The following is a 14108-nucleotide window of genomic DNA, read 5'->3' on the forward strand; positions in this document are numbered from 1 at the left end:
GATGATCGTCGGGCTTTGAATGCTCGCCATGCGAGGGAGCGGAGACGGGCGAGGCCGTCGTGCCGGGCTGGCGGTGGCCGTGGTGTCGCTGCTGCTCGCGCTGAGCGGATGTGCCGGCGCCGGGGCGCTCGGGGCGTCCGGGCGCACCCTGGTGATCGCCATCGTGTCGAACCCGCAGATGGAGGACGCGATCGCGCTGGCCGACCGGTTCGAGGAGGCGAACCCGGGCATCCGCCTGAAGTTCGTGTCGTTGCCGGAGAACCAGGCCCGCGCCAAGATCACCGCCTCCACCGCCACCCAGGGCGGGGAGTTCGACGTGGTGATGATCAGCAACTACGAGACGCGGGACTGGGCGGCCAACGGCTGGCTGGAGAACCTGCAGCCCTACGTCGACGGCGATCGGGCCTACGACGGCGGCGACTTCATCCCGAGCATCCGCGAATCGCTGTCCTACCAGGGCTCGATGTACGCGGTGCCGTTCTACGGCGAATCGTCCTTCCTGGCCTACCGCGAGGACCTGTTCGCCGAAGCCGGGCTGACCATGCCGGAGCGGCCCACCTGGCCGCAGATCGCCGAGTTCGCCGCCCGCCTCGACGACCCCGAGTCCGGGGTCTCCGGGATCTGCCTGCGCGGCAAGCCCGGCTGGGGCGAGAACATGGCGCCGTTCACCACCGTGGCGCACACCTTCGGCGCCCGCTGGTTCGACGAGAACTGGAACGCGCGGCTGACCTCGCCGGAGTTCCGGGCCGCGGCGCGGTTCTACGTCGACCTGGTCCGCGAGCACGGCCAGCCCGGGGCCTCCAGCGCGGGCTTCGCCGAGTGCGGCACGCGCTACGCGCAGGGCCAGGCCGCGATGTGGTACGACGCGACGTCGATGGTCAGCACCACCGAGGACCCGAGCAGCAGCGAGGTCGTCGGCAAGTCCGGGTACGCCCCGGCGCCGGTGCTGCGCACGCCCAACAGCGGGTGGCTCTACACCTGGTCGCTGGCCATCCCGAAGGTCACCGAGGACAAGGACGCCGCGTGGCGGTTCGTCCGCTGGATGACCAGCAAGGAGTTCGTGCACCAGGTCGGCGGGACCTTCGGCTGGAACCGGGTGCCGCCGGGGTGCCGGCTGTCCACCTACGAGATCCCGGAGTACCGGCGCGCCGCCGAGGCCTACGCCGAACCCACGCTGCGGGGCATCGACCAGGCGTCCCAGCAGAACAACATCAGCGCGCCGGTGCCCTACCGGGGCATCCAGTTCGTCGGCATCCCCGAGTTCCAGGACCTCGGCACCCGGGTCGGCCAGCAGCTCTCGGCGGCCATCGCGGGGCGGATCACCGTGGACGAGGCGTTGCGCCAGTCCCAGGAGTACGCCCGCACGGTCGGCGAGGCCTACCAGGAGGACCGATGAGCGCGATCGCGTGGCGCCGCCGCGCTCCGCTGCTGCCCGCGCTGGTGTTCACCATCGCGGTCACCCAGATCCCGTTCCTGCTCACCATCGTCTACTCGTTGCAGTCGTGGAACCTGGTGCGCCCCGGTTCGCAGCACTTCGTGGGCCTGGCCAACTACGTCGACGTCTTCGCCGACAGCCAGTTCCGCGGCGCGCTGTTCAACACGGTGGTGCTCACGGTCGGCTGCGTGTTCCTGTCGATGCTGCTGGGGCTCGGGTTCGCGCTGCTGCTGGACCGGGCGTTCCTCGGGCGCGGCGTGGTGCGCACCCTGCTGATCACGCCGTTCCTCATCCTGCCCGCCGCGGGCGCGCTGCTGTGGAAGACGACCATGTTCGACCCCACCTACGGGCTGCTCAACTTCGTGCTGGGCACCGAGGTCGACTGGCTGTCCCAGTTCCCGCTGGCCGCGGTGATGACCCAGATCATCTGGCAGTGGACGCCGTTCATGATGCTGCTGATCCTGGCCGGGTTGCAGGCCCAGTCCGCCGAAGTGCTGGAAGCCGCCCAGGTCGACGGGGCGGGGCGGTGGCGGGTGTTCATCGCGATCACGCTGCCGCAGCTCGCCCGCTACCTCCAGCTCGCCGCGCTGCTCGGCGCGATCTACATCGTCAACAGCTTCGACGCGGTGTACCTGATGACCCAGGGCGGGCCGGGCACGGCGAGCACGAATATGCCGTACTACATCTACCAACGCGCTTTCGAGGGCTTCGACGTCGGGCAGTCCTCGGCGATGGGAGTGGTGGTCGTGGTCCTGACGCTGATCGTGGCGACCTTCGCGCTGCGGTTGATGTTCCGCTCCTTCGGGGTCAGCGGGGCGACGCGGTGAGCCGCCGGAGCGGGACGCCGCTGGGCCGGGCCGCGCTGACCGGGGCGACCTGGCTGCTCGCGCTGGTGTTCGTCTTCCCGCTGATCTGGATGGTGCTCACCGCCTTCAAGCAGGAGTCCGAGGCCTCCACCGACCCGCCCACGCTGCTGTTCACCCCGACCCTGGAGCAGTTCACCGCGATCGTCGACCGCGGGTTCCTGCCGTACCTGCTCAACTCCGCGTTCGTCTCGGTGACCTCGACGGCGTTCGTGCTGCTGCTGGGCGTGCCCGCGGCCTACGCGCTGTCGCTGGCGCCGATCCCGAACACCCGGGGCGCGCTCGGGTTCTTCCTGTCCACCAAGATGCTGCCGATCGTGGCGGCCATCATCCCGCTGTACGTGATCTCGCAGAACGTGCGGCTGCTGGACCACGTCTGGGCGCTGGTGGTGCTCTACACCGCGATGAACCTGCCGCTGGCGGTGTGGATGATGCGGTCGTTCTTCCTGGAGGTGCCCGGCGAGATGATCGAGGCGGGCCGGGTGGACGGCGCCGGGCTGCCGACCCTGCTGCGCCGGGTGATCCTGCCGGTGGTCGCGCCGGGCATCGCCGCGACGGCGCTGGTGTGCCTGATCTTCTCGTGGACCGAGTTCTTCTACGCGGTCAACCTCACCGCGGCCCGCGCGGGCACCGTCCCGGTGTTCCTGGTCGGCTTCATCACCGGCGAGGGCCTGTTCTGGGCGCAGCTGTCGGCGGCGGCGGTGCTGGCCTCGCTGCCGGTGGTGGTGGTCGGCTGGATCGCGCAGAACCACCTGGTGCGGGGACTGTCGATGGGCGCGGTCAAGTGAGGCTCACCGCTCCACCGCGGGCCGGTCGCCGGGCAGCTCGCTGATCCGCCGGTCGATGTGCCGGTCGAGCTCGGCCAGCCGGGCCTGCAACGCGGCCTCGTGCCGCCGCGAGGCGCCCGGGAGCTGCGCGGCGAGGTGCCCGTACTCGGCGAGCAGCGTCGGCAGGTCGTTGTCGCCGGGCGGGCGCGGGGAGACGTCCATCCCGCAATGGTGCGGTTCGGCCGGTGGTTCGTCGACTTGATCAGCGCGGACCCGCGGCGCGGTGATCGTTCCCGGCTATGCTCGGCGCGATGAACGGCACCACGACCAGCGCCCGGCGGGCGCGCGAGCTGCTGACCGACCACCCGGTGTTCGACGGCCACAACGACCTGCCGTGGGCGCTGCGGCAGCACTGCGGCTACGACCTCGACCGGTGCGACATCGCCGAGGACCGCTCGGCGGTGCTGCACACCGACCTGCCGCGGCTGCGGGCCGGCGGCGTCGGTGCCCAGTTCTGGTCCGTGTACGTGCCCGCCGAGCTGCGGGGCGACCGCGCGGTCAGCGCGACCCTGGAGCAGATCGACTGCGTCCGCGCCCTGCTGGACCGCTACCCGGGGACGCTGCGGCGGGCGCTGACCGCCGACGACGTGGTGGCCGCCCGCGCCGAGGGCCGCATCGCCTCGCTGATGGGCGCCGAGGGCGGTCACTCGATCGACTGCTCGTTGGCGACGCTGCGCGCGCTGCACGCGCTGGGCGTCCGCTACCTCACCCTCACCCACAACGACAACGTGCCGTGGGCCGACTCGGCCACCGACGTCCCCGCCGCCGGTGGGCTGACCCGCTTCGGCGTCGAGGTCGTCCGGGAGATTAACCGCACCGGGATGCTGGTCGACCTCTCGCACGTCGCGCCCGCCACCATGCGCGACGCGCTGGCGGCCACCCGCGCCCCGGTGATCTTCTCGCACTCCTCGGCTCGCGCGGTCTGCGACCACCCGCGCAACGTGCCCGACGACGTGCTGGCGGAGCTGGCCACCAACGGGGGCGTGGCGATGGCGACGTTCGTGCCGCAGTTCGTGCTCCCGGCCGCGGTCGAGTGGTCGGCCGCGGCCGAAGCGCACCTGCGCGAGCGGGGTCTCGACCCCGCCGCCGAGAGCCCGGAGGTCGACGCCGCCCGTCGCGCCTACGCCGCGGCGCACCCGCGCCCGGTGGCGACCCCGGCCACCGTCGCCGACCACCTCGACCACATGCGCGAGGTCGCCGGGATCGACCACGTCGGCATCGGTGGCGACTACGACGGCGTCGCGTTCACCCCCGCCGGTCTCGACGACGTCTCCTGCTACCCGAACCTGCTCGCCGAACTGCTGGACCGGCGCTGGTCGGAAACCGACCTGGCGAAGCTGACCTGGCACAACGCCCTGCGGGTGCTGGGCGAGGCGGAGCGCACCGCCGCCGCGCTGGGCGAACGCGAACGGCCTTCGACGGCGACGATCGAGGAGCTCGACGGCTGACCCGGGGCGTCAGCCTGCCGGGCGATCGCGGGCCGTGATCGTTGCCGGGGTGCGGGCGCGCTGGCACCCTTCACCGGGTGGGCGAGAGCGAACGCTTCGCGCGGCTGCGCCGCATCCTGGCACTGGACGCCGATCGCGACTGCGAGGAGATCTTCCGGCTGCTCGCCGAGCACGAGTTCCCGTGGGACATCGGCAAGGCGCTGGAGTTCGCGCTGTTCCGCACCTACGCCGTCCCGGCCGTCGGCAGGCTGCTCGACCGCACCGGCGAGTTCGTCCGCTGCCCGCAGCGCCGCTACGACGACACCACGCTGCTGCTCTACGAGATCTTCCACTCCGGACCCAGCGGCGCGCGCGGCCGGGAGGCGCTGGCGCGGCTCAACGCCATCCACGGGCGCTACCGGATCAGCAACGCCGACCACCTCTACACGCTGTCCACCTTCGTGGTGACGCCGACGCGCTGGCTCGACCGCTACGGCTGGCGGCGCCTGCACCCGCACGAGGTCCGGGCGCTGACCAACACCATGCGGCGGATGGGCGAGGGGATGGGCATCACCGGCATCCCGGAGGACCACGCCGGGTTCGTCCGGCTGTTCGACGACTACGAGCGCGACCACTTCGGCTTCCACCCCGGCGGGCGCCGGGTCGCCGAGGCCACCCTGGCGCTGTTCGCCTCCTGGTACCCGCGCCCGCTGCGCCCGGCCGTCGTCCGGGCCGCGCGGTGCGCGATGGAACCGCACCTGCTGGCCGCGTTCGGCTTCCCGGAACCCTCCCCGCTGGGCCGCGCGCTCGTCGACCGCGCGCTGCGGACCCGGGCCGCCCTGGTGCGCCTCGGCCCGGTGCGGCCGGACTCCCGCCCCGCCGCACCCGTCCCGCTGTCCTACCCGGACGGGTACCGGATCGGCGACCTCGGTCCGGCGTCCTCGCGCCGACCCCGCCGGGAGGGCGGTCGTACCGGGCGCGAGCACCCGGACCAGTGCCGGACAGGTCCACAGTGATCATCCGAAGGGGACGCCGCTGATCGAACGTCCGCGCGAGGGCCCCGAATCCTGACCTTCTCGGCCTGCGACCGCACTGCCGTGCTCATACGATGCCGGTTGCGCCTCCTGGTCGTCGGATGGAGGAGGGTCCATGGTCATGTCGCTGCCTGACCACGCGCTGTCGGGCGACGATCCCGAGCCCCCGGATGCGCCGCGGTCGGCGGACCTGCCCCGCGGTGAGGCGGTGCTCGCCCGGATGCGGACGGAGAACTTCCCGGTCGCCTCCCGGATGCTGCCGCAGGGGGTGCGGGAGCACCTGCACGCCCTCTACGGCTACTTCCGCCTCATCGACTACGCGGGCGACGAGGCGCCCGGGCCGCGCGCCGAACTGCTGGACCTGCTGGAGAACGACCTCAAACGGGTGTACCAGGGAACCGCGCGGGTGCCGGTGCTCCAGGCGTTGACGCCCACCGTGGCCGAGTGCGGCATCCCCTTCGAGGTGCTGGTGAAGCTGATCGAGGCGAACCGGCGGGACCAGCGGGTGCTGCGCTGCGAGACCTTCGACGAGCTGATGGACTACTGCGCGCTGTCGGCGGATCCGGTCGGCGAGTCGGTGCTGCACGTCTTCGGCCGGGCCGAGCCCGCGCTGGTGGCCATGTCCAACCGGATCTGCAGCGCGCTGCAGGTCCTGGAGCACTGCCAGGACATCGGCGAGGACCTCCGGCAGGGGCGGGTCTACCTGCCCGCCGAGGACCTGCGGCGCTTCGGGTGCACCGACGAGGACCTGGCCGCCGACCGCGCGAGCACCCGGCTGCGCGGGCTGGTGCGGTTCGAGGTGCGCCGGGCCCGCCGGATGCTCGACTCCGGCGCGCCGCTGATCAGCCAACTGCCCAACCTGGGGCGGATCGCGGTTTCCGGCTACGTGGCAGGGGGACGGGCCACCGCCGCGGCCTTCGCCCGCGCGGACTTCGACCCGCTGGGCGTCGACGTCCGCCCGAGCAAGGCGCGGACCTTCGCCGAGTGGGCTCGGCTCTACGTGTTGGGGGGTTCACGGTGAGGACGACGGACAGGCTCCGCGCCGCGTACGCGGAGTGCGAGCGGATCACCCGCGCCCAGGCGCGCAACTTCTCCTACGGGATCCGGCTGCTGCCGGGGCCGAAGCGGCGCGCGTTGTCGGCGGTCTACGCCTTCGCCCGCCGGGTCGACGACATCGGCGACGGCGACTTGCCGACCGAGGACAAGCTCCGCGAGCTCAAGCAGGCCCGGTCGGCGGTGCACGCGGCGGGTTCCGATCCGCACGACCCGGTGCTGCTCGCGCTGGCCGACTCCGCTGAGTCGATGCCGCTGCCGATGGCGGCCTTCGACGAGCTCATCGACGGCTGCGAGGCCGACGTGCGCGGCGTGACCTACCGGACCTTCGACGAACTGGTGCACTACTGCCGGTGCGTCGCCGGGTCGATCGGGCGGCTGTCGCTGGGCGTGTTCGGCGCCACCGACCACGCCATCGCGCAACCGCGGGCCGACGCGCTGGGCGTGGCATTGCAGCTCACCAACATCCTGCGCGACGTCCGGGAGGACCAGCTCGCCGGCCGCGCGTACCTGCCCACCGAGGACCTGGCCACCTTCGGCGTCCGGCTGGAGCCCGGTGGCGGCGACGTCGGCGACCCGGACCAGTGGGACGCCCTGATCCGTTTCCAGGCGCACCGGGCGGAGTACTGGTACACCGAGGGGCTCCGGCTGCTGCCCATGCTGGACCGCCGCAGCCGCGCCTGCTGCGCCTCGATGGCCGGGATCTACCGCGCGATGCTCGGCCGCATCGTCGCCGACCCGCACCAGGCGCTGCACCGGCGCACCTCGCTGCCGACCTGGACCAAGGTCGAGGTCGCGGCGCGGTCGCTGGCCGGGATCGCCCCGTGAACCGGGGCAGCGTGCTGGTGATCGGCGGTGGCCTGGCCGGCATCACCGCCGCGCTGGACTGCGCGGCCGCCGGGTTCCGGGTCTCGCTGCTGGAGGCGCGTCCGCGGCTGGGCGGTGCCACCTACTCGTTCCGGCGCGGCGAACTGGTCGTCGACACCGGCCAGCACGTGCTGCTGCGGTGCTACACCGAGTACCTCGGGCTGCTGGACCGGCTCGGCGTCGGCGACGCGGTGCCGGTCCAGCACCGGCTGCACGTCCCGGTGCTCGCGCCGCAGCGGCGGCCGACCGCGCTGCGCCGCTGGGCGCTGCCCGCACCGGCGCACCTGCTGCCCGCGCTGCTGGGTTACCGGGCGCTGCCCGCGGCCGAGCGCGCCGGGGTCGCCCGCACCGCGCTGCTGCTGCGCCACCTCGATCCGGACGACCGGGCCCTCGACGCGCTGAGCCTGGGGGAGTGGCTGCGCGCTCGGGGCGAGTCGCACCGCACCATCGAGGCCCTGTGGGGGCTGCTCGCGGTGGCCGCGCTCAACGCGGAACCGGACGAGGCGTCGATGATGCTGGCCGCCAAGGTGTTCCGCACCGGCGTGCTGGACCGCGCGGCCAGCGCCGACATCGGCGTCCCGCGCCGTTCCCTCGGGGAGCTGCACGGCGAGGCCGGGCTGCGCGCGCTGGAAGCGGCGGGCGTGGCGGTGCGCACCCGGTGCAAGGCGCGCGGAATCCGCCGCTGGGGCGAGGGGTTCCGCGTCGCGGTGCAGGACTCCGGCGGTGCGTCCACCGTGGACGTCGACTCGGTGGTGCTGGCCGTCCCGCATCCCGCGGCCGCCGCCCTGGTGGCCGACCTGCCGGTCCCGGAAGCCGCCTCGTGGTCGCGGTTGTCCTCGGCGCCGATCCTCAACGTCCACGTGCACTACGACCGGAAGGTCACCGGGCGGGCGATGGCCGCGGCGCTGGACTCGCCGGTGCAGTGGGTCTTCGACCGCACCTCGATCTCCGGGGTGGAGCGGGGCCAGTACCTCGCGCTGTCGCAGTCCGCGGCGCACGACCACATCCACCTGCGCACCGAACGGCTCCGGGAGCTCTTCCTGCCCGCCTTGGCCGAGCTGTTCCCCGCGGCGCGGCGGGCCGAGGTGCTGGACTTCTTCGTCACCCGCGAACCGCACGCCACCTTCCGCCAGGCACCGGGCACGGCGGCGCTGCGGCCGCCGACCCGGACCCGGGTGCCCGGGCTGGTGCTGGCCGGGGCGTGGACGGCGACCGGGTGGCCGGACACCACCGAAGGCGCGGTGCGCAGCGGGGCGCGCGCCGCCGTGGTCGTCGACCTGGACCAGCGAGCACGACACGGCGTGGAGGTGACGGCATGACCTCAGTCCTGCCACCCGCCCTGGAAGCGGGCCGCGAGCTCGTCGAACCCGCGCTGCGCAAGGCCGTGGCGCGGCTGGACGCCGACACCAGGCAGGTGTGCGAGTACCACTTCGGCTGGAGCAACGCCGACGGTTCCCCGGCGGGCGGGGGCGGCAAGGCGCTGCGCCCGGCGCTGGTCCTGCTGTCCGGTCGCGTCGTCGCGGGCGACCCCGACGACGTGCTCGCCCCGGCCGCGGCCGTGGAGCTGGTGCACAACTTCTCGCTGCTGCACGACGACGTGATGGACGGCGACACCGAGCGGCGGCACCGGCCGACCGCCTGGACGGTCTTCGGGCGTTCCCCCGCGCTGCTGGCGGGCGACGCGCTGCTGGCGCTGTCCACCGACGTGCTGCTGGATCCCGCCACCGAGTACGCCGCCGCCGCGGTGCGCGCGCTGTCCGGCGCGACCCGCGAGCTCATCGCCGGGCAGGCCGCGGACCTGGACTTCGAGGAGCGCACCGAGGTCGCGCTCGCCGAGTGCCTGCGGATGGTCCACGACAAGACGGCGTCGCTGCTGGGCTGCTCGACCGCCCTCGGGGCCTGCTTCCTCGGCGCCCCGGGGGAGACCGTGCGGCGGCTGCACGCCTTCGGCACCGAGCTCGGGATGGCCTTCCAGCTCGTCGACGACCTGCTCGGGTTGTGGGGCGACCCGCAGGTCACCGGCAAACCCGTGCTCGCCGACCTGCGCGCCCGCAAGAAATCGGTCCCGGTGGTGCACGCGCTGGTCTCCGGCGGCGCGGCGGCGCGGCGGCTGCGCGAGCTCTACGCCCAGCCGGAGGCGCTCACCGAGGACCAGCTCGAGGAGGCGGCCGAGGCCGTGCGGGAGTCGGGCTCCGAGGAGTGGACCCGCGCCGAATGCGCCCGGCGGCTCGACCGCGCGCACCAGCAGCTCCCCGAAGGCGACCCCGATGCCGTCCGATCGCTCACCGAACTCGCCGAGTTCATCGTACGGAGGAAACATTGACCGATCAGCTACAGCAGCCGGCGACCACGACCACCGAGGTCACCGACGTCCACCAGGCGGTGGTGGCCGCTCGCGAGCACTTCCTGTCCCTCCAACACCCGGAGGGCTGGTGGAAGGGCGAGCTGGAGACCAACGTGACGATGGACGTGGAGGACCTGCTGCTGCGGCAGTTCCTCGGCATCCGCACGGACACCGAGACCGAGGAGGCCGCGCGGTGGATCCGGTCCCAGCAGCGCGCCGACGGCACCTGGGCCAACTTCCGCGGCGGACCCGGCGACCTGTCGACCACCGTCGAGGCCTACGCGGCGCTGAAGCTCGCCGGTGACGACGTCGAGGCCGACCACATGGTCACCGCCCGGCGCTGGATCCTGGCCAACGGCGGGCTGGAGGGCACCCGGGTGTTCACCCGGATCTGGCTGGCGCTGTTCGGCGAGTGGTCGTGGGACGAACTTCCCGCGATGCCGCCGGAAATGACCCTGCTGCCCGCGTGGTTCCCGTTCAACGTCTCGGACTGGGGGTGCTGGGCGCGGCAGACCGTGGTGCCGCTGTCCGTGGTGTGCACGCTGCGGCCGCGCCGCCGCCTGGGCATCACCGTCCGGGAGCTGCGCACCGGCCGGGCGCGGCCGAAGCTCCGTCCGCAGTGGAGCACCGGGTACGCCTTCCAGGCGCTCGACAAGGGCCTGCACGCCTACCACCGGCGAGCGCTGCGCGGGCTGCGCCGCTACGCGATGCGCCACGCCGCCGAGTGGATCGTGGCCCGGCAGGAGGCCGACGGGTCGTGGGGCGGGATCCAGCCGCCGTGGGTGTACTCGCTGCTGGCGCTGCACCTGCTCGGCTACCCGCTGGACCACCCGGTGCTGCGCGAAGGGCTGGCCGGGCTCGACCGGTTCCTGGTCCGCGAGCAGACCGCGCAGGGCCCGGTGCGGCGGATGGAGGCCTGCCAGTCCCCGGTGTGGGACACCGTGCTGGGGATGCTCGCGCTGCGCGACGCCGACCTGCCCGCCGACCACCCCGCGCTGCGCCGCGCCACCGACTACGTGCTCGGCGAGGAGATCCGGGTCAAGGGCGACTGGTCGGTGCGGCGCCCGGACCTGCCCGCCGGTGGCGCGTGGGCGTTCGAGTTCGACAACGACAACTACCCGGACATCGACGACACCGCCGAGGTGCTGCTCGCGCTCGACCGGGTGGTGCACCCCGACCGCGCGGCGGTGCGCAGCGCGATCCGCCGGGGCACCCGCTGGCTGCGGGGGATGCAGTCGCGCGACGGCGGCTGGGCCGCCTTCGACGCCGACAACACCCGCACCACGCTGCGGAAGCTGCCGTTCTGCGACTTCGGCGAGGTGATCGACCCGCCGTCCGCGGACGTCACCGCGCACGTGGTGGAGGCGCTGGCGGTGCTGGGGCGGACCGAGGACCAGGCGGTGCGCCGGGGAGTGCGGTGGCTGCTGGACAACCAGGAGGAAGGCGGTTCCTGGTTCGGCCGCTGGGGCGCCAACCACCTCTACGGCACCGGCGCGGTGGTCCCCGCCCTGGTGCGCGCCGGGCTGCCCACCGACCACCCGGCGCTGTGCCGCGCGGTGCGGTGGGTCGAGGAGCACCAGAACGCCGACGGCGGCTGGGGGGAGGACCTGCGGTCCTACCGGGACCCGGCCTGGATCGGCCGGGGCGACTCCACCCCGTCCCAGACCGGTTGGGCGCTGCTGGCGCTGCTGGCCGTCGGCAGGCACGACACCGACGCGGTCCGCCGCGGCGTGGAGTTCCTGACCGCGTCCCAGCGGCCCGACGGCGGCTGGGACGAACCGCAGTTCACCGGCACCGGTTTCCCCGGCGACTTCTACATCAACTACCACCTGTACCGGGTGATCTTCCCGCTCACCGCGCTCGGCCGGTACCAGCGGGCGGCGGGATGAGCGGCGCCGACCTGCTGGTGTGCGCGCCGCTGCGGCTGGAGGCGCGGGCGCTGCGCGCGGGGTTCGGGCCCCGGGTGCGGCGCACCGGCTGCGGTCCGCGGCGCAGCGCCGAGTGGGCCGCCGCGCACGCCGCGGACGACTTCGACGCGCTGCTGATCGCCGGGCTGGCGGGCGGCACCGCGCGCTGGGTCCACCCCGGCGACGTCGTGGTCGCCGACGAGATCCGGGGGCCGCGCGGCACCACGACCTGCTCCCGGGCCCCGGCGCTGGCCGAGGCGCTGCGCTGGTCCGGGCTGCGGGTGCACCTGGGGCCGGTGCGCTCGGCGGCCCGCCTCGCGGTCGGGGCGCGGCGGACCGCGCTCGCCCGGGAAGGGGTGCTGGCCGCCGACCTGGAATCGGCGTGGCTCGCCGAGGCGGCGGGCGACCGGCCGGTGGCCGCGGTGCGGGTGGTGGTCGATGCCGTCCGACGGCCGCTGCCGAGCCCGGGCACGCCCGTCCGCGCGCTGCGCGCGCTGTCCCGGCTGCGCGAACTCGCGCCGGGTCTGCACGCGTGGCGCCTGCAGCTCAACGTCCAGTCGAACGAGGAGGTGTCCTGATGGGCATTCCGGTGCGCCAGGCGATGCGCGTGGGCGCGTACCTGCTCAAGCAGAAGATCGCCAGGAGGGAGAAGTACGCCCTCACCCTCGAGCTCGAACCGCTGTTCGCCTGCAACCTGGCCTGCGCCGGCTGCGGCAAGATCCAGCACCCGGCCAGCGAGCTCAAGAAGCGGATGCCGGTCGAGCAGGCCGTCGCCGCGGTCGAGGAGTGCGGCGCCCCCGTGGTCTCCATCGCGGGCGGCGAGCCGCTGATGCACCCCGAGATCGAGGTCATCGTCGAGGAGCTGATCAAGCGCAAGAAGTTCGTCTACCTGTGCACCAACGCGCTGCTCATCCCGCGCAAGCTGGACAAGTTCCGGCCGTCGCCGTTCTTCTCCTGGGCGGTGCACATCGACGGGCTCGAGGAGCGCCACGACGAGTCGGTCTGCAAGGAGGGCGTGTTCGCCGAGGCGGTGGCCAACATCAAGGAAGTGCAGCGGCGCGGGTTCCGGGTGACCACGAACAGCACTTTCTTCACGCACGACACACCCACCTCGGTGGTCGAGGTGCTCGACTTCCTCAACAACGACCTCAAGGTCGACCGGATGATGCTCTCGCCCGCCTACGCCTACGACAAGGCGCCGGACCAGGACCACTTCATGGGGGTGACCGAGACCCGCGAGCTGTTCCGCAAGGTCTTCGCCGACGGCCGCCGCCGCAAGTGGCGATTCAATCACTCACCCCTCTTCCTGGACTTCCTGGAAGGTAAGGTGGACTACGAGTGCACGGCATGGGCCATCCCGTCCTACTCGTTGTACGGGTGGCAGCGGCCCTGCTACCTCATGTCGGACGGGTACGCGCAGAGCTACCGCGAACTCGTCGAGGACACCGATTGGGAGTCCTACGGTCGCGGACGGGACTCCCGCTGCGCCAATTGCATGGCACACTGTGGATACGAGCCGACCGCGGTCCTGGCGACGCTGGGCTCCCTGAAGGAGTCGATCCGTGCGATGCGCGGGTAGTGCTGACGGTCGTGCCGCCGGAGAACCCGACCCACGGTCGCGGCGAGAGCCGGACCGCGAGGAATCGATGGACACGAATCAGCTGACCGTGCAGTTGCACGGCCTGCCGACCCACCTGTGGCACGCGGCCAAGCACTTGGTCGAGACGGTGCTGGCGCCGCTGCTGCTGTTCTACGCGCTGTTCCAGGTCACGGACTTCACCGGCGGCCTGCTGGCGGCGCTGGGCTGGGTGGTGGCCGCCCTGGTGTTCCGCTTCTCCATCGGGGCGAAGATCCCGATGGTCCTGTGGCTGACGGCCGCGGTGCTCGTGGTGCGGACGGGACTCGGGTTCGCCACCGGGAGCACGTTCGTCTACTTCCTGGAACCGAGCGTGCAGAACTTCCTGCTCGCGGCGGCGCTGCTGGTGTCGGTGCCGTTCGAACGGACGTTCCTCGCGAAGCTGGCCGCCGATTTCTGCGTGCTCCCGCCCGAGCTGACCGGGCACGCCCGGGTCCAGCGCTTCTTCCGCCGCGTCTCGCTGCTGTGGGCGCTGGTGTTCACCGTCAACGGGCTGACGACGCTGTGGGTGCTGGGCCAGGCCACCCTGGAGCACTTCATGCTGGTCAGCACCGTGGGCTCGTTCGCGCTGGTGGCGCTGGCCGCCGTGGCCTCGCTGGTGTGGTTCCGCCGGGAGCTGCGCGGCGAGGGCATCCGGCTCAGCTTCGGCAAGCCCGCCGCCGCGGCGGCCTGAGCCCGCCCGGCCCGGTGCGCCCGCGCACCGGGCCGGTTCAGC

At 73.0% G+C, this 14108-nt stretch carries 14 protein-coding genes; 13 read left to right on the top strand and 1 reads right to left on the bottom strand.

What is annotated here, in order from left to right:
- The first annotated feature begins 28 nt into the window (after window positions 1–28).
- The 3 genes from ABD976_RS21125 to ABD976_RS21135 are packed head-to-tail and all read left to right on the top strand — an operon-like array spanning window position 29 to window position 3086.
- Window positions 29–1396 (top strand): ABC transporter substrate-binding protein, encoded by a 1368-nt coding sequence (locus ABD976_RS21125; RefSeq protein WP_345365867.1) that lies wholly within the window; start codon window positions 29–31, stop codon window positions 1394–1396.
- Window positions 1393–2262: a carbohydrate ABC transporter permease gene (locus ABD976_RS21130; protein WP_345365869.1), complete on the top strand. Its 870-nt coding sequence runs from the start codon at window positions 1393–1395 to the stop codon at window positions 2260–2262. The genes ABD976_RS21125 and ABD976_RS21130 overlap by 4 nt, the downstream gene beginning before the upstream one ends.
- Window positions 2259–3086 carry a carbohydrate ABC transporter permease gene (locus tag ABD976_RS21135; RefSeq protein ID WP_345365871.1) on the top strand — a complete coding sequence of 276 codons (828 nt, stop codon included), beginning with the start codon at window positions 2259–2261 and terminating at the stop codon, window positions 3084–3086. Before ABD976_RS21130 ends, ABD976_RS21135 begins: the two co-directional genes overlap by 4 nt.
- A 3-nt stretch (window positions 3087–3089) precedes the next feature.
- On the opposite strand, the gene ABD976_RS21140 is transcribed toward ABD976_RS21135, so the two are convergent.
- Complete coding sequence (locus tag ABD976_RS21140) at window positions 3090–3287, bottom strand: hypothetical protein (protein WP_345365873.1); 198 nt, start codon at window positions 3285–3287, stop codon at window positions 3090–3092.
- Window positions 3288–3376: 89 nt separating this feature from the next.
- On the opposite strand from ABD976_RS21140, the gene ABD976_RS21145 reads away from it, so the two are divergent.
- The 10 genes from ABD976_RS21145 to ABD976_RS21190 all read left to right on the top strand — a co-directional run bounded on the left by ABD976_RS21145 (window position 3377) and on the right by ABD976_RS21190 (window position 14066).
- Window positions 3377–4573: a dipeptidase gene (locus tag ABD976_RS21145; RefSeq protein ID WP_345365875.1), complete on the top strand. Its 1197-nt coding sequence runs from the start codon at window positions 3377–3379 to the stop codon at window positions 4571–4573.
- A 77-nt stretch (window positions 4574–4650) separates the two neighbouring features.
- Window positions 4651–5568 (top strand): oxygenase MpaB family protein, encoded by a 918-nt coding sequence (locus tag ABD976_RS21150; RefSeq protein WP_345365877.1) that lies wholly within the window; start codon window positions 4651–4653, stop codon window positions 5566–5568.
- Between the two features lie 139 nt (window positions 5569–5707).
- Window positions 5708–6607 carry a squalene synthase HpnC gene (gene hpnC / locus ABD976_RS21155; protein WP_345365879.1) on the top strand — a complete coding sequence of 300 codons (900 nt, stop codon included), beginning with the start codon at window positions 5708–5710 and terminating at the stop codon, window positions 6605–6607.
- Window positions 6604–7467 (top strand): presqualene diphosphate synthase HpnD, encoded by an 864-nt coding sequence (gene hpnD / locus ABD976_RS21160; RefSeq protein ID WP_345365881.1) that lies wholly within the window; start codon window positions 6604–6606, stop codon window positions 7465–7467. Before hpnC ends, hpnD begins: the two co-directional genes overlap by 4 nt.
- Window positions 7464–8825: a hydroxysqualene dehydroxylase HpnE gene (gene hpnE, locus ABD976_RS21165; protein ID WP_345365883.1), complete on the top strand. Its 1362-nt coding sequence runs from the start codon at window positions 7464–7466 to the stop codon at window positions 8823–8825. Before hpnD ends, hpnE begins: the two co-directional genes overlap by 4 nt.
- Complete coding sequence (locus ABD976_RS21170) at window positions 8822–9829, top strand: polyprenyl synthetase family protein (RefSeq protein WP_345365885.1); 1008 nt, start codon at window positions 8822–8824, stop codon at window positions 9827–9829. Before hpnE ends, ABD976_RS21170 begins: the two co-directional genes overlap by 4 nt.
- Window positions 9826–11739, top strand: coding sequence for a squalene--hopene cyclase (gene shc, locus ABD976_RS21175; protein WP_345365887.1), 1914 nt, complete (start codon window positions 9826–9828; stop codon window positions 11737–11739). The genes ABD976_RS21170 and shc overlap by 4 nt, the downstream gene beginning before the upstream one ends.
- Window positions 11736–12335 (top strand): nucleoside phosphorylase-I family protein, encoded by a 600-nt coding sequence (locus tag ABD976_RS21180; protein WP_345365889.1) that lies wholly within the window; start codon window positions 11736–11738, stop codon window positions 12333–12335. The genes shc and ABD976_RS21180 overlap by 4 nt, the downstream gene beginning before the upstream one ends.
- On the top strand, window positions 12335–13336 hold the full coding sequence (hpnH, locus tag ABD976_RS21185) for an adenosyl-hopene transferase HpnH (RefSeq protein ID WP_345365891.1): 1002 nt from the start codon (window positions 12335–12337) through the stop codon (window positions 13334–13336). The genes ABD976_RS21180 and hpnH overlap by 1 nt, the downstream gene beginning before the upstream one ends.
- Window positions 13337–13403: 67 nt before the next feature.
- The gene (locus tag ABD976_RS21190) at window positions 13404–14066 is read left to right on the top strand and encodes a VC0807 family protein (protein ID WP_345365893.1); all 663 of its coding nucleotides are present in this window, start codon (window positions 13404–13406) and stop codon (window positions 14064–14066) included.
- Window positions 14067–14108: the final 42 nt, after the last annotated feature.

The sequence above is a fragment of the Saccharopolyspora cebuensis genome (genome assembly GCF_039542665.1).
GTDB classification, from domain to species: domain Bacteria; phylum Actinomycetota; class Actinomycetes; order Mycobacteriales; family Pseudonocardiaceae; genus Saccharopolyspora; species Saccharopolyspora cebuensis.

Excerpts from the sequence above, each read along its gene's own strand:
- ABD976_RS21125 (WP_345365867.1), top strand. The coding sequence starts at position 29 with ATGCGAGGGAGCGGAGACGGGCGAGGCCGTCGTGCCGGGCTGGCGGTG.
- ABD976_RS21130 (WP_345365869.1), top strand. The coding sequence starts at position 1,393 with ATGAGCGCGATCGCGTGGCGCCGCCGCGCTCCGCTGCTGCCCGCGCTG.
- ABD976_RS21140 (WP_345365873.1), bottom strand. The coding sequence starts at position 3,287 with ATGGACGTCTCCCCGCGCCCGCCCGGCGACAACGACCTGCCGACGCTG.
- ABD976_RS21145 (WP_345365875.1), top strand. The coding sequence starts at position 3,377 with ATGAACGGCACCACGACCAGCGCCCGGCGGGCGCGCGAGCTGCTGACC.
- hpnC (WP_345365879.1), top strand. The coding sequence starts at position 5,708 with ATGTCGCTGCCTGACCACGCGCTGTCGGGCGACGATCCCGAGCCCCCG.
- ABD976_RS21170 (WP_345365885.1), top strand. The coding sequence starts at position 8,822 with ATGACCTCAGTCCTGCCACCCGCCCTGGAAGCGGGCCGCGAGCTCGTC.
- ABD976_RS21180 (WP_345365889.1), top strand. The coding sequence starts at position 11,736 with ATGAGCGGCGCCGACCTGCTGGTGTGCGCGCCGCTGCGGCTGGAGGCG.
- hpnH (WP_345365891.1), top strand. The coding sequence starts at position 12,335 with ATGGGCATTCCGGTGCGCCAGGCGATGCGCGTGGGCGCGTACCTGCTC.
- ABD976_RS21190 (WP_345365893.1), top strand. The coding sequence starts at position 13,404 with ATGGACACGAATCAGCTGACCGTGCAGTTGCACGGCCTGCCGACCCAC.